This window comes from Paenibacillus pectinilyticus, from assembly GCF_001700435.1.
Taxonomy (GTDB): domain Bacteria; phylum Bacillota; class Bacilli; order Paenibacillales; family NBRC-103111; genus Paenibacillus_E; species Paenibacillus_E pectinilyticus.
This window is the reverse complement of sequence record NZ_LYPC01000028.1, coordinates 270,234-290,552: the sequence shown is the minus strand read 5'-3', so window position 1 is coordinate 290,552 and position 20,319 is coordinate 270,234. Positions and strand designations below refer to the sequence as shown.

The 20,319-nt window shown below is 39.2% G+C and carries 17 protein-coding genes; all 17 read left to right on the top strand.

The genetic code is table 11. The features are described 5' to 3' along the window. Positions 1 to 12: 12 nt before the first annotated feature. Positions 13 to 864 (top strand): dTDP-4-dehydrorhamnose reductase family protein, encoded by an 852-nt coding sequence (locus A8709_RS29145; protein ID WP_065857877.1) that lies wholly within the window; start codon positions 13 to 15, stop codon positions 862 to 864. Beyond that, positions 857 to 1,642, top strand: coding sequence for an ABC transporter permease (locus A8709_RS29140; RefSeq protein WP_065857875.1), 786 nt, complete (start codon positions 857 to 859; stop codon positions 1,640 to 1,642). The genes A8709_RS29145 and A8709_RS29140 overlap by 8 nt, the downstream gene beginning before the upstream one ends. A 26-nt stretch (positions 1,643 to 1,668) precedes the next feature. Then, the gene (locus A8709_RS29135; protein WP_065857873.1) at positions 1,669 to 2,406 is read left to right on the top strand and encodes an ABC transporter ATP-binding protein; all 738 of its coding nucleotides are present in this window, start codon (positions 1,669 to 1,671) and stop codon (positions 2,404 to 2,406) included. Beyond that, on the top strand, positions 2,403 to 3,503 hold the full coding sequence (locus A8709_RS29130) for a glycosyltransferase (RefSeq protein ID WP_084225594.1): 1,101 nt from the start codon (positions 2,403 to 2,405) through the stop codon (positions 3,501 to 3,503). Before A8709_RS29135 ends, A8709_RS29130 begins: the two co-directional genes overlap by 4 nt. A 21-nt stretch (positions 3,504 to 3,524) precedes the next feature. After that, positions 3,525 to 4,598, top strand: coding sequence for an acyltransferase (locus A8709_RS29125; RefSeq protein WP_065857869.1), 1,074 nt, complete (start codon positions 3,525 to 3,527; stop codon positions 4,596 to 4,598). Then, complete coding sequence (locus A8709_RS29120; protein WP_065857867.1) at positions 4,582 to 7,650, top strand: glycosyltransferase; 3,069 nt, start codon at positions 4,582 to 4,584, stop codon at positions 7,648 to 7,650. Before A8709_RS29125 ends, A8709_RS29120 begins: the two co-directional genes overlap by 17 nt. Before the next feature lie 578 nt (positions 7,651 to 8,228). Continuing rightward, positions 8,229 to 9,626: a hypothetical protein gene (locus tag A8709_RS29115; RefSeq protein WP_065857866.1), complete on the top strand. Its 1,398-nt coding sequence runs from the start codon at positions 8,229 to 8,231 to the stop codon at positions 9,624 to 9,626. A gap of 61 nt (positions 9,627 to 9,687) precedes the next feature. Continuing rightward, entirely contained in the window at positions 9,688 to 10,284 is a 597-nt protein-coding gene (gene cysC / locus A8709_RS29110; protein WP_065857864.1) for an adenylyl-sulfate kinase, read from the top strand. A gap of 61 nt (positions 10,285 to 10,345) precedes the next feature. After that, a complete protein-coding gene (locus A8709_RS29105; RefSeq protein WP_065857862.1) occupies positions 10,346 to 11,752 on the top strand; it encodes an undecaprenyl-phosphate glucose phosphotransferase in 1,407 nt (468 codons plus the stop codon). A 110-nt stretch (positions 11,753 to 11,862) separates the two neighbouring features. Then, positions 11,863 to 11,988, top strand: coding sequence for a hypothetical protein (locus A8709_RS35535; RefSeq protein ID WP_279615903.1), 126 nt, complete (start codon positions 11,863 to 11,865; stop codon positions 11,986 to 11,988). Between the two features lie 222 nt (positions 11,989 to 12,210). Then, the gene (gene rfbC / locus A8709_RS29100) at positions 12,211 to 12,756 is read left to right on the top strand and encodes a dTDP-4-dehydrorhamnose 3,5-epimerase (RefSeq protein WP_065857860.1); all 546 of its coding nucleotides are present in this window, start codon (positions 12,211 to 12,213) and stop codon (positions 12,754 to 12,756) included. A gap of 97 nt (positions 12,757 to 12,853) precedes the next feature. Next, positions 12,854 to 14,140, top strand: a complete 1,287-nt coding sequence (locus tag A8709_RS29095) for a LolA family protein (RefSeq protein ID WP_065857858.1) — start codon at positions 12,854 to 12,856, stop codon at positions 14,138 to 14,140. A 172-nt stretch (positions 14,141 to 14,312) separates the two neighbouring features. Continuing rightward, complete coding sequence (locus A8709_RS35315; RefSeq protein ID WP_065857855.1) at positions 14,313 to 15,647, top strand: YecA family protein; 1,335 nt, start codon at positions 14,313 to 14,315, stop codon at positions 15,645 to 15,647. Positions 15,648 to 15,670: 23 nt separating this feature from the next. Beyond that, entirely contained in the window at positions 15,671 to 16,861 is a 1,191-nt protein-coding gene (alr, locus tag A8709_RS29085; protein ID WP_065857853.1) for an alanine racemase, read from the top strand. 214 nt (positions 16,862 to 17,075) lie between these two features. After that, on the top strand, positions 17,076 to 17,357 hold the full coding sequence (locus tag A8709_RS29080) for a CopG family ribbon-helix-helix protein (protein ID WP_028553892.1): 282 nt from the start codon (positions 17,076 to 17,078) through the stop codon (positions 17,355 to 17,357). Between the two features lie 3 nt (positions 17,358 to 17,360). Beyond that, complete coding sequence (locus A8709_RS29075; RefSeq protein ID WP_028553893.1) at positions 17,361 to 17,711, top strand: type II toxin-antitoxin system PemK/MazF family toxin; 351 nt, start codon at positions 17,361 to 17,363, stop codon at positions 17,709 to 17,711. Positions 17,712 to 17,796: 85 nt separating this feature from the next. Continuing rightward, the gene (locus A8709_RS29070) at positions 17,797 to 20,049 is read left to right on the top strand and encodes a Tex family protein (protein WP_084225590.1); all 2,253 of its coding nucleotides are present in this window, start codon (positions 17,797 to 17,799) and stop codon (positions 20,047 to 20,049) included. Positions 20,050 to 20,319: the final 270 nt, after the last annotated feature.

Here is a 20,319-nt window from a genome sequence, read left to right as displayed (position 1 = left end):
AGGAAGATTATGATGAAAAAGATTGCTGTACTCGGTGCTACAGGCATGGCCGGACATGTTATTGCTTTATTTCTTGAAGAACAAGGATATGATGTTTATCGAATGTCCAGAAGCATTGCTATTTCTGAGAAGAATGCCCGAATTGATGCGAATGATTTCGTAAGTTTAATTAATTGGCTTGAAGAAATTAAACCTGATGTAGTTATAAATTCGATTGGTATTTTGCAAAGAGAAGCGGATGCTCGCCCGGATATAGCCATTCAATTAAATGCATATCTTCCTCGCAAATTAGAACAGCAATTTAAGGATAGCCAAATCAAGGTCATACATTTGAGCACAGATTGTGTTTTCTCTGGAACAAAGGGAGGCTATGAAGAAGATTCATTGCCCGATGGAATGACCATGTATGACCGTTCTAAAGCATTAGGTGAAGTTGTTAATGAAAAAGATCTCACATTCCGTATGTCCATCATCGGACCAGACACCGATTTGAATGGTACTGGCTTGTTTAACTGGTTTATGAAGCAACAAGGGGCAACGAATGGGTATACTAAAGCCCTCTGGAATGGGGTTACGACAATTGAACTTTCCAAAGCGATAGACGCGGCAATTCAGCAGGACTTGTCCGGGCTTTATCACTTCACAACAAACGGTAAGATTAACAAATTCGATTTATTATGCTTGTTTCAAAAGGAATTCAATAAGCATAATGTAGGAATCATGCCTTACGATAGTTATGTAGTTGATAAAACGCTAATTAACACACGTACAGATTTTAAATATGTTATTCCAACTTACCCCGAAATGATCAAAGAAATGGCTTTATGGGTAAATGAGCATAAGGGGTTGTATGATTATGAATAAATTATTTGTAATGTTTATTGGTTTTGTTAAGTACAAAAACTTATTGTTTGAACTAGTAGTTAGAGATATAAAGGTTCGCTATAGAAAATCTGTATTAGGTTTACTATGGACATTATTAAATCCATTAATGATGATGACAGTAATGACAATAGTCTTTTCATCACTTTTCAAATCTAATATTCCACATTTTCCAGTATATTTTCTAACGGGAAGCATCTTATTTAATTTCCATTCTGAGTCTACATCACAAGCGCTTATGTCAATAATTTCAAATGCTAGCCTAATTAAAAAGGTGTATATTCCTAAATATTTGTTCCCTTTGTCTAGAGTGCTGTCGAGTTTAGTGAATTTAGGATTTGCATTTGTTGCATTATTATTAGTAATGGTTTTTGATGGTGCTCCAATTAATGCTACTGTTTTATTATTCTTTATTCCTATTGTTTACTTGATCTTATTTACCACTGGCTTAGGTCTAATTTTATCTGCAGTAACAGTTTTTTTTAGAGATATAAGCCATTTATATGGCGTGTTAACTCTGCTATGGACATACATGACACCAATCTTCTATCCAGCATCTATTATTTCTGATCACTACAAATGGATATTTAAATATAACCCAATGTATTATTTTATTAATTTTTTTCGTGAGATCATGATTAATGGTAATTTTCCGGGGTTTGTTGACAATTTGTTATGCTTCTCAATAGGAATTTTATCTATGATTGTTGGTTTGTTTACTTTTTATAAATGTCAGAATAAATTCATATTACATGTTTAAATATTGAGTTTTTTGGAGGAATTATTTTGTCAGATAATATAGTTGAAATCAATGATGTCTCCATGTTATTTAATTTAAGCCGTGAAAAAGTAGATAACATTAAGGAGTATTTTGTTCGCTTTGTAAAAGGAAAGTTGACTTTTGAGGAATTTTGGGCATTGAGAAATATTTCATTTAATATAAAAAGAGGAGAGTCAATGGGTATTGTTGGCTTAAATGGCAGTGGCAAAAGCACTCTTCTTAAAATTATTGCTGGAGTTTTAAAGCCGACTACAGGGAATCTATCTGTTTATGGTTCAGTGGCTCCACTGATCGAGCTTGGAGCTGGTTTTGATTTCGAATTGACAGCTAAGGAAAACATTTTCTTGAACGGTGCTATTCTTGGCTACAGCAGGGCTGAGATGAAAGAAAAGTTTGATGAAATTATGGATTTTGCTGAGTTGTGGGATTTTATTGATGTCCCTATCAAAAATTTTTCCTCAGGTATGATAGCTAGATTGGGTTTTTCAATTGCTACTATAAGTAAACCGGATATTTTAATTGCGGATGAAATACTAGGTGTTGGTGATCATAAGTTTCAAGCAAAGTGTGAGAAAAGAATGGAAGAAATAATGAGTAATGGTGCAACTGTTATACTTGTCTCGCATTCAATTAACTCTGTGAAAGCGATTTGTACTCAGGCTGCATGGTTGAGAAAAGGGCAATTAATTAATGTTGGTCCAGCTGAAGCAGTTTGTAATGAGTATATGACTAGTGTGGAATGAAAATGAGAAGTGATAAGAAGAGAGTATTGCATATTACAGAAACAATGGCTTCTGGAGTTTTGAAGTATCTTCAAGAAGTGGTTTGTGCCAACAGTTGGGGTGGTATAGAACATTATATTATCTATTCTCCAAATAGAGAGGGAACGCCAATAGATTTGGATAAACAATTTCCATCATCAGTCACGTTAATTGAGGTGAATATCAGCTTTAGGCATGAATTTGTTCAAAGTATCAAATCTTTGTATGTAAAAATTAGTGATATTAAACCTGATACAATACATCTACATTCTTCAATAGCAGGATTTATTGGGAGAACAGTTACGTTATTTTTCCCGAAAGTAAGAGTATATTACACCCCACATGGATATAGTTTTTTAATGACTAACAAGGTAAAGATGGTAAGAGCTATATATTGGCTAGCGGAATTTATACTATCTCAAATAAATGGCCAAATTATTGCATGTTCTAAAAGTGAATATAGGTATGCTCAAAAATTAAGTCCTTTTCGAAAATTGTTTCTAGTAGAGAATTGTATGAAAGTAATTCAATTACAAAATAAGAAAGAAAGTTATTTTCGAAATAAGCAAATCATTGGTGTCGGTCGATTGGAACACCAAAAAGACCCTAAATTATTTATTGAAATTGTTACACAACTTAAGCAAATTGATCCAACAATAAAAGCGGTTTGGATTGGCGATGGTTCTCTAAGAGAAGAGTGTGAGGAGCTAAATCGCGCATTAAATACGAATATAAATTTTACAGGGTGGCTTTCAAATGCTAGGACAATTGAATGTCTACAAGAATCAAAAGTCTTTCTTCAGACATCAAAGTGGGAAGGGCTACCATATTCAGTATTAGAGGCATTTGCGGTGGGGCTACCTGTAGTGGCTAGTGATATTGAAAGTCATCGTGATTTAATAGAAGGCAATTATTTGGGGTTTGTGGCAGCGAATAAAGTTCAATATACTGAATATATATTTATGCTGTTGAACGACGAAGAGTTGTGCCGTACTATATCGGATGAAAATAGAAACAAGTTAGAGGAAGCTCACTCTACATTTTCCAGTACTCTGTATTCTATTTATAGAGGAGAATGACGTTTTTTAGGAGACTGTTACATGAATTTTACCACTAAATCCAGAAAATCTAACATAGAGTTGTTGAGAATAGTATTATTTTATTTGGTAATTTGTATACATGTTACATCTGTGGGACTTTCAATACAAGATACTTATACTTTTTGGGGATTTAACTATAGTTATGCAATGTTTATGCGTATTTTTAGTAATATTGCGGTTAATTGTTTTGTGCTGATAACGGGTTATTTACTTGCACAGAAAAATGTTAGTGTAAAGAAATATTTAACTAATATCTTTGCCCCGTTCATTTTATACATTCCGATGTATGGTCAATTATACTGGTCACAAGGTCAACATAATCCTATAGTTATGATTAAAGATTTTTGTAGTGGGGTAGGACATTTTTATCATTTATGGTATATTATTGTGTTGTGTTTTTTTTCATTTCTTGTACCATATTTAAACAAACTAATCAATGTAATTAATAGAAAACAGCATCTTATATTAACATTAATATTGATAGGATACGCATCTTTTGCAGCATCTTTTATTAGTATTACAGGGTTAGGTTTATTTCAAATTTTATCAGGTAATAGAATAATTTTGTTTACTTGTCTATACATGATCGGTGCATACTTAAATAAGTATGGCTTCAAATTTAATAAATATTATGCAGTAACTCTCTATATCTTAATAGTTGCTTGTATAACCTTTATTGCATACCTGAATCAACTTAAATTAAGCGATTTGAGAATTATGGATTACTCCAATATTGTTTTCATTTTGCTAAGCATACTGTTATTTATATTTTTTATACAAATAAATATTGAAAATAAGATAATCAATTATATAGGAAAACTAACATTTGGCGCTTATATAATTCATGTTTACTATATTACAGTTTTACAAAAAAATTTACCTTTTGTTGCAATGTTAAAAAAACCGAACTATTTTTTATATGATATATCGTATATATTAATGGTTTTTGTGTTTTCAATCTTTACAGAGTCAGTTAGATATCATTTGGGGAAATTTTTTATTAGGTTTTATTTGCAATTAAATACTCATATCAAGTATAGAAACGGAATGAAAAACAATGACAAACCAATTTGAACCAATGGTATCTATTGATGATAAAGCTACAGCTTATGCTCACTCTTGTCTAATGGATGCAGTGACTAATTTTTCACAAGACGTTTTGTTGTTGACAGACGTGCCACCATGCACTAACTATTCAGGGGGCATTTTTTTAAATCAACTTTCAGAAATATTAATTAATGAAAAAGTAAATTTATATGGCGTATTTATGCCCCCACCAGGACTTAATATAAAGTTTGATCAATATGTAATAAATCAAATGAATTATAGGATACTTAATCATTTACATGATGATTATATTAATGAGACCGAGAAGGAATATTATTTAAATAATATAGAAATTATCGTAAATAATACAGTGGAATTTATATTAAATAACGATATTAAGATGATATGGTGCTATATTCAATGTGAGAATATATTGAGAATACTAGACGAGGTTTACAAAAAAACAAAAATACCTTATACCGTGCAGATAATGGATCCAATAGAATGGTATATGAAAGAAAGAAATTTCAATGATGAAAAAAAACAAGATTTATTAAAATTATTTGATACTGTTATTAATAATGCTTATTTTTGTTTTACTGCATCTCAGAATATGAACCAAATTTATAAAGCAAAATATCAAGTGAATTGTGATTATATAACTGTCTCTAATGAAGAAAATAATTTTCTTTATGATAATAAATTAAGAGATCAGAATCAAATTATTATAGCAATGGCTGGACAAATATATTGTACTGATGAAATTATAAGTTTTCTTCAAGCATTAGAGAATATGAATTGGAAATTTAGAAATAAAAATATTATTTTTAAATACTTTGGCAAATTTGTTTCAGAAATTCATGGTAATATTTTTGGTAATTACTCATCTGAAAATATTATTTTTATGAATTATCTACCTCAAAGTGAATTGGATATCGAATTAATTAAATGTGATTTATTGTACTGTCCGTACTTCTTTTCTAATGATGAAGTTTTCAAAAAAATATCTATTGAATCCTTCCCAAGTAAACTAATAACTTATCTTAATACGGGTATACACACTGTTGTCCATGGGCCAGACCATTGTTCACCTGCTAGTTTTCTGGAAAATAATAATTGCGGCTATGTAATTAATAGTTTGAATGTCAATGAAATTCAATCTCAATTGGAACTAATATTAGCCGACATCCCATCGTCTCAAATTTTGGAGAATGCAAAGAAAACATTTAAAGCGAATTTCACTAAAGACATCATTAGTTCTAAGTTTTTAAAGGCATTTAATTTGACGCCTAATGAGTTCAGATTGAAAATATTGGAAGTCAATAATATGGATGTCTACGGTGCAAGATTTAACGGTTTTGATATGATAGAACCGATCAATAACAACACGGACCATATAATTAACCAAATCGTAACTTATAAATACTCTGATAATAAAAAAGTTTATAAATTCTATGAAAACAGTAAGATAGAGCAACTTGAGATTAATTTCAGGAATTTCGAAGATAATGTTTTGTCTGTACATTCGCAGTTTTCTATTATTGGTGAGCTTCTTTTAAACAGCAGTGTATTTAATCAATCAAACTTTATTCATTATCATATGATTCATAATACTAAGCTTCCGTTACCCTTTTTAACTCACTTATTTGCCCAAAAACCAACGGTGATCACAATTCACGATCCATGGAATTTCACTGGTAGATGTGTGCATCCCTATGAATGCAAAAAGTGGCAAACTGGCTGCGAAAGTTGTGAATATTTGGATACTTTATTTCCATTTAAGGAAGATAACTGTAGGTATTTATGGAAGCAAAAAGAAAAAATTAATAAAGAATGGGATATTGATATAATTGTTTCAACAAGTTATTTAAATGAAGAGTTTATTAAACAAAGCCCAATAACTAAGCATTTTAAAAATGTTCATATATTGCCATTTGGGCTAGACTTAAATAAATTCAAAGATAACGGAACAAAAATATCGGCAAGAAAGGAATTAGGAATACCCGAAGATGATATTGTAATATTCTTCCGTTCGCAAGTTCATTTTAAAGGTATTGAGTTTATTGTAGAGGCTCTAGAACTGTTAGAAAACCCGAATAAAAATATTACTTTAGTAACATGTAGTGAAATTGGAAATTTATCTTCAATTAGTAAAAAATATAACATAATTGAACTCGGTAATATCGTTGATGAGCAAATAATAATGGCCTTTAATATTTGTGATATATTTTTAATGCCTACAAAAGCTGAAACATTTGGTGTTATGGCTATTGAAGCTATGGCTTGCTCTAGGCCGATTATTGTTTTTGATAACATGACACTGCCTTTTATTACATTTACACCAGATTGCGGAGTATTAGTAGAAAATAAAAATTCAAAAAAACTAATGGAAGCTATTAAGTTCTTAATAGATGATCCAAATGAAAGAACTAGGCGCGGGGAACTTGGCAGAAAGCTTGCAGAAGAACATTATGATATGAATCAATATAATAAAAAAATCTTGGAAATTTATGAGAAGGCTTATGAAAGGCAAAAATATAAATTAGAAGACAAAAATACCGATATTGATTTTAATTTTGATATTAGTAATGTAAATGTACAAAAATTAATTTATACAATTAAGCAGAATTATAAATCCTTATTTGGTAAAAATAAAATTCCTTTGAAGTTTGAGTTAGATATTCTGAAATTCAATCTGGATTTGGAAGGTACAACGAATAGTAAAAGTTTAATCAAAGATATAGACTACTCCGATAACGAAGTGATGAAATTTATTAATTACTTCAACCATCAAGTTTATAAATTGTATAAAGAAGAGGCTTTTTTCACTTATAATTCGTCTAATAAACTAATTAGTAGTGATAATAGTATCAGTGATGTTAGCGGAATTAGCAACTATGTAGATGCTGTAGTAAATGATCCAGTTGCCAAAAGAAGTAAGGTTTATAAAGCCTATTTTTATGCTAGGTATGATAGATATAGTTTAAAAGAAGCCGTTAAAAGAAGATTAACAAATAAACCAAGACTTTATAATGCTGCGAAAAAATATTATAACTTTTTGAAAAGATTTAAATTTTAATTTATGAAATGGAGATGGGCTTTTAGTAATGGGGTTTGGAATTGTAGCTCACGATTATTTTTCTCCTTCAATTTATATCTGCTGAACCCTACAATGGTTATGTAGAAGAGCTAACAGACTAAAGATAAAGATAACACAAATTCGGTGTTTGTTATTTTAAACTATGATTGGGAGCAAGTTTTTCTTAACTTTAAACAAAAATCGGTTGATTATATTTTTTGCTTGATGTTATTGAGCATCTATATAAAAAAACAGGTGAAAACTTCTGAAAGTAACCTAAAAAATTGCAAGAAAACAAATTGTGATTTTCACTCCATTGGAATTTTTCAAGAATCACACATTGGAAGATGGTCGTGATGCTTGGGGATTGAATAGGGCTGAGTAGCAAGCACATAGATCCAGTTGACTTCCCGAAGATTTTGATTATAGTTGGGAAGTTGTTGCATGTAGAGATTAGAAGAAAACAATATTTTCAAAAAGAGATATAGAGTCATAGAATATTTCTGCAAAATAATTTCCATGCTTTCCGTATATGAGTCCGTGCTAGCGAGATAAGTATAACAACAAGAGGTGAATATATGAAAGAGATCTTTCTACACATTGGACTTCCTAAAACTGGAACAACATCTTTGCAGTTTTTTTTAGCGCATAATAAGAAGCTATTGATTGAAAATGGCTACATGTATGAGAATTATATAGAGCCTTTATGTGTTCACTATCAGCTTGTGACTGCGTTAAATAATGATTATTTAGAGAACAATTTTGCTAACTCTAGAAAAAGTGATGGTTTTTCAAACACTAAAAAAGTCATTGAAGATCTAATTAATAAATCAAATGAGTTAAATCTAGAAAGAATTATAGTATCTGTTGAGGATATGTCAATTCTTGGATACTGCATTGCTGTTGTGCAAAAAAAACACGAATATCTTGAAAATAATTTTCTAATAGAAATAGAGACTGAAAGTTTAATAAAATTAAAACAAATATGTGATGACCTACAAGTGAAAATAAAGGTTATTGCATATTTTAGAGGGCAAGATGAAGCAGTTTTATCTTACTATAATCAAGCAATTAGAGGCCCACTTGAAATTAACTCTTCTTACAATTTCGAGCTTAATGAATATGTTGAAAAATGGGAGCCATGGTTTGATTATTTTAGGATTTCAAGAATGTACACTGACATTTTTGGACTGGAAAATTTCTATCCACGAATTTATAAAGGATATAAAAAAGGCTGGGATATAAGAGAAGATTTTCTAAGAGATGTTCTTTGTTTAGATTTCTCTGATTTTGAATTGCAAGCAAATAATAGCTTAACGAGCAATGAGGGTTTAGGCGCTATAAATCATAGAGCAAAGAGAATTTTAAACCGAATTCCAAACTGGTCTGAAGAGCAAATTTCAGAACTTATGATGGATGGATATTCTGGAGAATTTTTCAAAGGATTTCCTAATGAAATATCATTTATAGACTCAATAGAATTTAAAACAAAACAGCATATCCGCAATCTTTACTCAGAGTCCAACCAAAAATTTGTTGAAATATTTATAAAAAATCAGGATGGATTTGAATGGTTAGAAAGTTTAAACGAAGAATTTGAACGAAAAAAGCAAGATATCAATGAAGTTATTGACGGCTTATTAATAACTATATTGACCTATCAAAATGATAAGTTCTTAAAACAAAGAAATGAAATTAAGAATTTACAGGAACAATTTCATAGTAGTCAAGTTCAACTTAATGAAGCGACAAATGAAATAAATAAGACTCAAGCTCAATTAGATGATCTTACCAATCAGTTGAGCTTAACACAAAGCAATGTTATACAAAATAACAACCAAAATACTGGTTATTTGAATAGTGTGATAAATGAGTTGAATGAAACAAAGTATCAACTTAATGAACTTAGAAGAATATCTATTTCGTTAAAAATAAAAAAAATATTACTACCAATTAAGAAACTTTTTTTCAAGTAATAATGGAAAAATGATATTCTATAGGCAATACAAATGTTGGGGGGAAAGTACCATAGAGCTTTTGCACAACAACTTAACTCTCCAAAGCTCAACGATTAATAAACAAGATCGTCGCGAACTTAATCAACACAAAAGTTGTGTATTGTGGTTCACAGGTTTATCTGGTTCTGGAAAGTCCGCTTTGGCTAATGAAGTAGAAAAGCTGCTCTATACAAAAGGCATACGGACTTATATTTTAGACGGTGATAATATTCGATTAGGTCTTAATAAGAATTTAAGCTTTAGTGCTGAAGATCGAAAAGAGAATATTCGCAGGATCGGAGAAGTTTCCAAACTATTCGTTGATGCGGGAATCCTTGTATTAACTGCATTCATCTCGCCCTATGAATCAGATCGCCAGATGGCAAGAAACTTGTTTTCAGTAGGTGAATTTATCGAAATTTACGTGAACTGCTCATTAGAGGTTTGCGAAAAACGCGATCCGAAAGGTCTTTACAAAAAAGCTCGAAATGGAGAAATCAAAGATTTTACAGGCATTTCTGCTCCTTATGAGACACCAAGCTCGCCAGAACTTAGTATTGATACTGAAAAGTACACGTTAAAAGAAACAGCTGAGTCCATTATTGCGTACTTGATTCAACAAAGTGTACTTAAGTAAATGAGTGAAATTCGCACTGTCACTAGCTAGAAATAAATTACGTCCAGCGAGGTGATCCCGTTTGATCCGTCAGAGTCAAGGATTCTTGACCCAACTATACGCATTAGCTGATTTTATATGCATCCAAATCGTATTTCTATTGTCGTGGTGGTTGAAATTCAAAAGCGGATGGATTCCATACGGCCCCCCGCTGCCATTTAAACACTACGTGATGTGGAGCGTAGCTTATGCGATTATTGCGATTTTTATCAGCTATTTAGTGAATTTCTATACACCTAAGCGTAGAAAGCAGTTCTCGTTCGAGGTTTTGAAAATCATTCAAGTCCATACGTTCAGCCTGTTGATGCTGCTCAGTGTTCTTTTTATTTTAAAAGAAGTCGATGTTTCACGGTCTTATCTGTTACTATTCTTAGTCAATAACATCCTGCTTATCAGCTTTTATCGCTATATGATCAAGATTTCACTTAAACGTGCCCGCCAAAAGGGCTACAATAAGCAGTTCATCCTCATTCTTGGAGCCGGTTCACTGGGACGCAAGTTTTATACGAAGCTTAAACAGCATCCAGAACTGGGCTATGAAGTGGTTGGATTCCTGGATGATTATCAGGAGAAGCATGAATTGCCGTATCAGAATTACAAACCGATTATTGGAAAAATAGACGAGCTTGAGACGATTTTGAATGATCGCATCGTGGATGAGGTTATTATCGCGCTTCCTCTGGATGCCCATCAAAAATTCGGCAGTATCATTAATGTTTGTGAAAAAATAGGAGTTAAAACACTTATCATTCCAGACTTTTACGATTTCCTCCCTTCCAGGCCTTATTTTGATAATTTTGCGGATATGCCGCTGATTAACGTTCGTGATATTCCATTAGATGAGTTTAGGAATCGATTGTTCAAGCGAGCTTTCGACATTGTTTTTGCCACGATAGCGATCGTAATAACGATGCCAGTCATGCTGGGCGCCGCGATCGCGATCAAATTCACGTCCCAGGGTCCCATCATTTTCAAGCAAGAGCGCGTGGGGCTGAACCGCAGACGTTTCATGATGTACAAGTTCCGTAGCATGAAGGTGCTTGGAGAAGCCGTCGCTAACACGGAGTGGACGATTGAGAATGATCCGCGGCGGACGAAGGTCGGCACGTTCCTGCGTAAAACGAGTCTCGACGAGCTGCCTCAATTCTTCAATGTGCTATTCGGGCATATGAGTGTGGTGGGGCCACGGCCGGAGCGGCCATTTTTCGTGGAACAATTTAAGGAAGAAGTGCCGAAATATATGGTGAAGCATCACATTAGGCCTGGAATTACAGGATGGGCGCAGAGCAACGGCTTACGTGGCGATACGTCGATCGAGGAACGGATTAAGCACGATATTTTCTATATTGAAAATTGGACTTTTCTTTTTGATATCAAAATCATTTGGAGAACGGTTATGAATGGTTTTATAAACAAGAATGCCTATTGAGAAAGCATTTCGAAATGTCTTACATGAAATTTTTTTACAATCACCTGCATGTTTCGCCAACATTTTCCCCATACTATTGCATATACTGAGTAGGCGGGGAGGTTTTGGTTATGATCGATCATGAAGACGCTTACCAGGATGATCATTTGTCGATCGGCAAAGGCTTGATAATCGGTGTCCTGTTCGGTTCCCTGATCTGGGTGGGCATTATCGCGGGTATCGTGTATATGTGGTAGTACCTGAGGCAAGTGCTAGTAGGTAGATACATGTAAAGAAATCTTAATAAAGATGGCTGCTAGGGCTGAGAAGCTCGTAGCGGCCTTTTTGGCGATGGACTCGTTGCAACCATTTACAATATTCGTGTACGCAATGTAAAAAGGAAGGGCAACTACCTCTGGCCATTGGCCAAGGCAATCTATGATCCTCGTGCATACGCTAGCACTAGAGGTGATAGGAGGATGAAGATTACAACAACTGCGTTAAAAGGGCTTGTTATGATAGAACCTGATGTCCATGCGGACCATCGGGGTTTTTTCATGGAAAGTTATCATGCTGCGAAGCTGGCAGCGCTAGGGATATCGATTTCTTTTGTACAGGATAATCATTCGCTCTCCGAAGAGGTTGGCGTGCTGCGCGGGCTGCATTATCAGTTGAACCCTCATGCACAAACGAAACTTGTCAGGGTCATAGCAGGAGCGATTTATGATGTGGCGGTGGACATTCGTCCAAGCTCTCCCACGTTTGGGAAGTGGGTGGGTGTTACGCTTAGCGCCGCAAATAAGCAGCAATTGCTTGTTCCGCAGGGCTTTGCCCATGGCTTTTGCACGTTAGAGCCGCGGACACAGGTACAATATAAGGTGGATAGTTACTATTCCCCTGCGCATGACCGAGGGATTCTGTGGAGTGATCCAGCAATCGGCATTACGTGGCCAACGAGCAGTCCTATTTTATCAGTGAAAGATGAAAAACATCCTTTACTGCAGGATGCAGAGGTTAATTTTTAAATTTGCGGTCAAGCTGGTAGCTTGGCTGCATAATCGAACAAGTCCCCTCATATGCATGTACTATGTTGATGTTAATCATGAGTGAGGGGATGATCGAATGCGCCGGGTCACATGGATGGTAGCAGTGGTAATGTGCGTAGCATTGGTTCTCGCAGGATGCGGGATGGGTAAAAAGGATGCAGGATCTATCGTAAAGGATTTGGATCATGTGATGGGCAAGTCGAGCAGCTATCAAGCATCAGGCAGCATGATTCTGAATACGGGGCAACAGCCTCAGGAGTATCAAGTTGAGGTGGCGTACTCGCCAGATCATTTCTATCGGATCTCCCTTACGAATGCAACGAAGGATGTTACTCAAATTGTTTTACGTAATGAAGAAGGCGTGTTCGTGTTAACACCGCATTTGAAGAAGAGCTTCCGTTTCCAAAGTGACTGGCCGGAGAATCAAGGTCAAGTGTATCTCTTCCAATCTTTAGCGAAAAGTATTATCGCGGACAAGGATCGCCAGTTCACGACGGACAAGGATGCTTATGTGTTCGATGTGGCTGCGAATTATCAAAATGAACAGCTGTCCCGCCAGAAGATTTGGCTGAATAAGAAATCACTCGCACCTACACAAGTTCAGGTATCCGATGCGAATCAGAATGTGCTCGTGCAGGTGAACTTTACACATTTTGAATTCGATGCGAAGTTCGATAAGGATTACTTCCAAATGGAGCGTAACATGACGAGCTTTAATGCTACACAAACGATGCCTACGATGTCCGATGTAGCAGTGACGGATGCGGATCACCCAGCTGCAACTGGCGACAAGACGGTAACGGACAAAAATCTGTCCGCCACAGGTGGACAATCCGACCAAACCACTGGCACTAAGGGAGCTACTGCTGGAGCCACTACAGGCACCACAGGGACTAAAAGTACTACCGGTACAGCAGCAACAGGAACCACTGCTTCAGGAACAACTTCAGGAACAACTTCAGGAACAACGAAAACAGACACGACGAAAACAGCACCAACAACAACCAAAGCGCAAAGCGTTGGTATTGTTGAACCGTATTACCTGCCTAAGGATGTCGTGAAACAAGATATTAGCGATATGAAGCTCGGCGAGGATGCCGCTGTCCTTTTGAGATACAAAGGGAAATATAGCTTTAATCTGGTTGAGGTTAGACCTCAAGCCAAATCCGTAGCGCTGCAGCCAGGCGACATTGTAGATCTCGGATTTACGATTGGGGTTCTCACAGGTGATGAATCGAAGGATGGAGCTAGAACACTTACTTGGACGAACGATGGCGTCGAGTTCCGTATGTTCACTGGCGATATGCCAACGAATGAAATGATTCAAGTCGCGATGGCAACGGATGGACAGTCCGGTAAATAATCAAATATGCTGTGTAAAGAGAGGCTCTGCACTTAGGTGCAGGTGCCTTTTTTTGCTTTTTATCCCTCTCATTTCAGAAAAAAATGACAAGAAGATTTAACCAACTCCCACGAACGGCGGTTTTTTTGGTATAATGCAACTTTGGAGCGAATAGATAATTGGAGTGTTTGAGATGAAAACAATTGAAAAGTTAACATGGGAAGAGCAGCTGCTGTTCTGGGAAAATGAGATGATTGCCTTCCAGGCGTATTTGACGGAGGAAGGTAAATTAAAAGCAGAAACCATTCAAAAGCATGTGGATCGCATATCTTTTGTAACAACGGAGTATTTCGTTCGTTATGAAATTAGTTATGAAGATCTGCAAGGTGAAACGTTTGTTGATTTCTTAGGTCGTTTCTCGATCAGCCACATTCTAAATAGTACAGAGTCGGATATTAGTGCAAATTTGACTTCAATGAAAAGATGGGTGCAATATCTTCTGCAAACAGCTCGCATTTCGAAGGATCAATTTGCCGAACTGAACGAGGTATGTAAGCATAAAGCGTATTTCATAGAGCGCTTTGATCAATATATGAAGGCAAGCAGTGACTACGCTTTGGAGCGTTGGTTTAATTCAAATGATATAAGCGAGCTCCTTTCATCCGAAAAGAAATCCTCGAAGAAGCAGAAGTTGCAGCCTCTTGTGGTGGATCCGAAACTGCTTCAACTGTGGATGGATGGGCGGACACCTGTTCCACCGATTGTTGCGGAATTTAATGCCTACTTGGAAGCTGTTCAAAATAGTAAAGATATCAAACTATCCGCTGCGCGCAAACATATGCCTCGTAAGTTCTGGAAAGCGTTTGATGAGCAGCTGAACTTGCAGCTTTTCCGTAAGCCAACTTTGAATCAAGATCAAGAGCCAGTTTATCAATTCTTTTTCTATGTTGCGCTAGTACTTGGCATAACAGAAGAAGGTACACAGCTTAAGGTCAATAAGCAGCGGCTGGCTACTTATTTGGCGCTATCCGAGCAGGAACAGGCAGTTCTCCTTTTGGATACACTTTGGAACAAGTTAGCTTGGGGGATCCTGGAGGAAGTTAACGAAGGTGGTCGCCCGGAGGATATTCAGGCATGGAGAAGAGCAACCGCAAGTGTGCTAGCGAGCTGGCCTGTTGGCAAGGAACACAATGTGAGACACGAATGGCAGACGCATAAAGATTCGGGGATTCTGCTGAACACCAGCAATGATGTATTTTTACACGCCGTAGCTACGGTCATGGTTCGTTTCGGATTAATCCATGCAGTGTATCTACCAGATGCTGAAATGAAGTATGCTTTTGAAAGACAGCCGGTTAACATGACGGTACTAGAGTCTGGTAATCGCGTTTTCCGCTATTTCGTGAACGAGACGGCGTATGTAATTGGGAATGTGACGGCTGTACCAGCTGTATCCGAGCCTAAAATCGGACGTAATGAGCCGTGCCCATGCGGCAGTGGCAAGAAATATAAAAAATGCTGTTTGTAATTAGATAGAAGAGGTGAACGCTTGTGGATGCTTTTTATCGTCCCACGTGGGTGGAAATATCGTTAGATGCGCTGCGCAGCAACATAGAGCAGTTTCAGAAGGTACTGCCTGCTGGCATGAAGCAGATGGCAGTCGTTAAAGCGGATGCTTACGGACACGGGGCTGTAGAAGTAGCCAAAGAGGTGCTCTCCGCGGGTGTGGACTATTTGGGCGTGGCTTTCTTCGATGAAGCCTTGGAGCTTCGCAATGCAGGGATAACTGCACCCATTCTCGTTCTCGGCTACACGCCGCCAGAAGGGATTAATCGTGCGCGAGAGCTGGATGTGACGATTGCCGTCTATAGCCGCGATGTATTGGAAGCGCTCTGTGAGCAAGGACGTAAGCTGGAGAACGCAGCACAGAAAAAGCTGAAAATTCATATCAAGCTGGATACCGGTATGGGCAGGCTCGGGCTGCATACGGAAGCGGATGCGATCCCTTTTATCGAGGAAGCGCTAACGCTGTCCAATGTGGAAGTGGAGGGTCTTTTTACCCATTATGCCAATGCAGATGAAGTGGATAAAAGCTATACGCTGGAGCAATACGGCCGGTTTGAGCGGATCGTGAGCTATTTTACGGATAAAGGCGTGAGCTTTCCTTATATTCATGCGGGCAATAGCGCGGCGGCGATTGATCTACCTGGTTTGACCTATTCGATGGTGCGTCTAGGGATCTCGATGTATGGGCTGTATCCTTCCGCAGATGTGGACCAAACGAAGATTGAGTTGAAGCCGGTGCTGAGTCTCAAAACAGGCATTGTGCATCTCAAAACGCTGCCAGCAGGCTCGGGCGTAAGCTATGGAACGATTTATCATACCAAGGGTGATGAGCAAATCGGGACATTGCCAATCGGCTATGCGGATGGGTATTCGCGGATGCTTTCAGGTAAAGCAGAGGTATTGGTTCGCGGCAAAAGAGTGCCGATCGTCGGTAGAATTTGCATGGATCAATGTATGATCAACGTGTCGGATGTGCCGGATGTGGAGGCGTTAGATGAGGTTGTCCTCATCGGGGAGCAAGACGGAGAGCGAATTTCGGCGGAAGATGTTGCTGACCAGCTCGGTACGATCAATTATGAAATCATCTGTATGATTTCACACCGTGTTGCGCGTGTATATGTGCGAAATGGAGAACGAGTCGAGGCGTTAAATCCGCTCATGCGGCACCGCTATTAGGCTATGGAAATTACTTCTTGAATTTACCATGTAAAATTTGCAGGTATTGGAGAGGATTTTCAGAATAGGGTATAGAATACTATGTAATAACAATCTTATATCTTAAGGTGTAACATATTTGATATACCGGAGGCATATATCTATTGTATAATTTGGTTTTTGGAATGACATACTGGTAATATTGTCTTTGTATCGTTTCTGGGGGTGCGAGAGTGTGAGCAATGCGCATAATACGAAAAGGATCATGATTAGCTTGCCTGACAACCTGTTGCAAGAAGTGGACGGGATTGTCGAGAAGGAGAACTCCAATCGGAGTGAATTCATTCGCCAGGCAATGAAGCTGTATTTAATTGAACGCAAAAAGCGCAGTCTACGCGAATCCATGCAGCGTGGGTATATGGAAATGGCGAAAATAAATCTCAGCATGGCATCTGAAGCTTTTCAAGCGGAGGAAGAAGCGGACGGTACGCTTGATCGCTTAGTAAGCGGGGTGTAAGACGTGATTGTGAAACGTGGCGATGTATTTTTCGCAGATCTTTCGCCGGTCGTCGGATCGGAGCAGGGAGGAGTCCGTCCTGTTCTAGTGATCCAAAATGATATCGGCAACCGCTTTAGCCCCACCGTGATTGTAGCAGCGATTACAGCTCAAATCCAAAAGGCGAAGCTTCCCACGCACGTGGAAATTGATGCGGAAACGCACGGTTTCGATCGAGATTCGGTCATTCTGCTTGAGCAAATCAGAACAATCGACAAGCAAAGGCTGACAGACAAAATTACGCATTTGGATGAAGAAACGATGCGAAAGGTTGACGACGCTTTGCAAATTAGTGTGGGACTGATAGAATTTTGAATATGGTCTGGAACGGACGAGGGCGATAGGTACCCTCGTTTTTTGGTTTGTACATACATATACATACGATAAATAGAAGTGAGGTATGACTGTGGCAAATGTAGAGACGGAAAATCTAAAACCAAAAGCAAGTGAGTTTGAGGAGCCGAAGGAGAAGATACAGATTCCTGCAGAGAAGAAAGCGGAGATTCAGGAGCGGATCCTGAGGCAAATCTCCGCTGAATTGCAGCTGCCTACCGGTAAAGTGAAGACAACGATGGAACTGCTAGATGAGGGCAACACGATTCCATTTATCGCGCGGTACCGGAAAGAAATGACCGGCGAGCTCGATGAGAATCAGCTGCGGGATATCGAGGAGCGCTTGCAGTATTTGCGTAATCTCGAGGATCGGAAGATCGAGGTTGTTCGGTTGATTGATGAGCAAGGCAAGTTGACAGACGAGCTGCGCAGTTCGATTGAACGCGCGGTGAAACTGCAGGAAATCGAGGATCTCTACAGACCTTTCCGTCAGAAGCGGAAAACGAGAGCTAGCGTTGCGAAAGAGCGCGGCCTGGAGCCGCTTGCGATGTGGATTTGGAAGCAGCCTCGTCAAGGCTCGCTGGAGCTAGAAGCAGCGCATTATGTGAACGCGGACAAACAGGTTGGAAGCGCCGCTGAGGCGATTCAGGGCGCGATGGATATCCTGGCGGAGAATATCGCGGATGATGCGAAAATACGGGCCTGGGTGCGTCGCTATACGCAGGATAACGGCATTATGCGTACAGAAGCTAAAGATGTGAAGGCAGAATCCGTGTACGAGATGTACTATGCGTATCAAGAGCCCGTAAAGCGTCTGCCGCCGCACCGTATTCTCGCGATTAATCGCGGGGAGCGGGAAGAGATTTTGAAGGTTGGACTGGATGTGCAACCGGACAAAATTCACGACTACATGCTGCGCCAAATCGTGCGAGGCGATTCGGTTGTAAGAGATGTGTTACGCAACATTGTCGAAGACGCGTATAAAAGGCTGCTTGCACCATCCGTGGAGCGCGAGGTGCGCAATGAAATGACCGAGATGGGCGAGGAGCAGGCGATTAAGATTTTCGCGGAAAATCTGCGGAATCTGTTGCTGCAAGCGCCGATCAAGGGCCATGTCGTGCTGGGTGTCGATCCAGCGTACCGGACAGGCTGTAAGCTGGCCGTCATCGACGACACCGGTAAAATGCTTGAAATCGCCGTCACCTACCCAACACCACCGAATAATAAGGTGGCGGAAGCGAAGGCGAAGTTCAAGCAGCTGATCAGCCAATACAGCGTGGAGCTGATTGTGATCGGGAATGGGACGGCTTCCCGTGAAACGGAGCAGTTTGTTGCGGAGCTGATCGGTGAGATCAAGGAGCGGAAGCTCAAGTACTTGATCGTCAGCGAAGCGGGCGCGAGCGTGTACTCGGCGTCGAAGCTGGCGCAGACGGAGTTCCCTGAGCTCGACGTGGCGGAGCGGAGCGCGATTTCGATCGCGCGGAGGCTGCAGGACCCGCTCGCGGAGCTTGTGAAGATCGAGCCGAAAGCAATCGGCGTCGGGCAGTACCAGCATGACGTTTCGCAGAAACGTCTGGACGAGAACTTGAAGGCCGTTGTAGAATCGGCCGTTAACCATGTCGGGGTGGACTTGAACACGGCGTCCCCGTCCTTGCTTTCGTACGTGTCGGGGGTCAATGCGACACTGGCGAAAAACATCGTGAAGTATCGCGAGGAGAATGGCAAGTTCAGCTCCCGACAGGAGCTGTCGAAGGTTCCGCGCCTTGGCGCGAAATCCTTCGAGCAGTGTGTCGGGTTCATGCGGATTCCGGGCGGCCGGAACCCGCTCGACAACACCCCGATCCATCCGGAGTCTTACGACGTGGTGGATCGGCTGTTCAAAGAGCTGCGCATCGAGCTTGCGCAGTTGGGCTCACAGCAGCTGCTAGCGCTGCTGCAGACGCTGGAGCCAGAGGAACTGGCTCCTAAGCTTGGCGTAGGTGTCCCGACGATGCGGGACATCCTAGACAGCCTGCAGCGGCCTGGGCGGGATCCGCGGGATGAAGTCCCCGCGCCGATCTTCCGCACGGACGTGCTGCAGCTAGAGGACCTTGTGCCAGGCATGGAATTGACCGGCACGGTGCGCAACGTTATCGACTTCGGCGCTTTTGTCGATATCGGCATCAAGAACGATGGGCTGGTGCACATATCCCAGCTTAAGAACGGCTTCGTGAAACATCCGATGGATGTTGTTTCCGTTGGAGACATCGTCCAAGTATGGGTACTCAACGTGGACCATAAAAAAGGCCGCGTAGGCTTAACGATGAAGAAACCGCAATAGTAGGTTTAGTTAGGTAAAGCAGTTGTGTTTCATGCCATTGAATAGTAGTATGGTCGTTTGCCATTAAATTGTAGTGTAGGCAGTATGCCATTGAATTGAATGAATGGACTGTTGTACTGCCAGTAGGTAAATTTACTGTAGTACTAGTAGTAAGCCTTCAGCAGTTGGGAGCTTGAGCTCCCAACTGCTTTTTTTGCTCTTTGGCAGTGGTACGCTGTTTAACTGGATTTCCTACATCTAATTCATTCACACACCGCCATATTGCTGGAT

Bases quoted from the DNA above. Each gene is read 5' to 3' on its own strand.
- A8709_RS29145 (WP_065857877.1), top strand. From the start codon at position 13: ATGAAAAAGATTGCTGTACTCGGTGCTACAGGCATGGCCGGACATGTT.
- A8709_RS29140 (WP_065857875.1), top strand. From the start codon at position 857: ATGAATAAATTATTTGTAATGTTTATTGGTTTTGTTAAGTACAAAAAC.
- A8709_RS29130 (WP_084225594.1), top strand. From the start codon at position 2,403: ATGAAAATGAGAAGTGATAAGAAGAGAGTATTGCATATTACAGAAACA.
- A8709_RS29125 (WP_065857869.1), top strand. From the start codon at position 3,525: ATGAATTTTACCACTAAATCCAGAAAATCTAACATAGAGTTGTTGAGA.
- A8709_RS29120 (WP_065857867.1), top strand. From the start codon at position 4,582: ATGACAAACCAATTTGAACCAATGGTATCTATTGATGATAAAGCTACA.
- A8709_RS29115 (WP_065857866.1), top strand. From the start codon at position 8,229: ATGAAAGAGATCTTTCTACACATTGGACTTCCTAAAACTGGAACAACA.
- A8709_RS35535 (WP_279615903.1), top strand. From the start codon at position 11,863: ATGATCGATCATGAAGACGCTTACCAGGATGATCATTTGTCGATCGGC.
- rfbC (WP_065857860.1), top strand. From the start codon at position 12,211: ATGAAGATTACAACAACTGCGTTAAAAGGGCTTGTTATGATAGAACCT.
- A8709_RS29095 (WP_065857858.1), top strand. From the start codon at position 12,854: ATGCGCCGGGTCACATGGATGGTAGCAGTGGTAATGTGCGTAGCATTG.
- A8709_RS35315 (WP_065857855.1), top strand. From the start codon at position 14,313: ATGAAAACAATTGAAAAGTTAACATGGGAAGAGCAGCTGCTGTTCTGG.
- A8709_RS29070 (WP_084225590.1), top strand. From the start codon at position 17,797: ATGACTGTGGCAAATGTAGAGACGGAAAATCTAAAACCAAAAGCAAGT.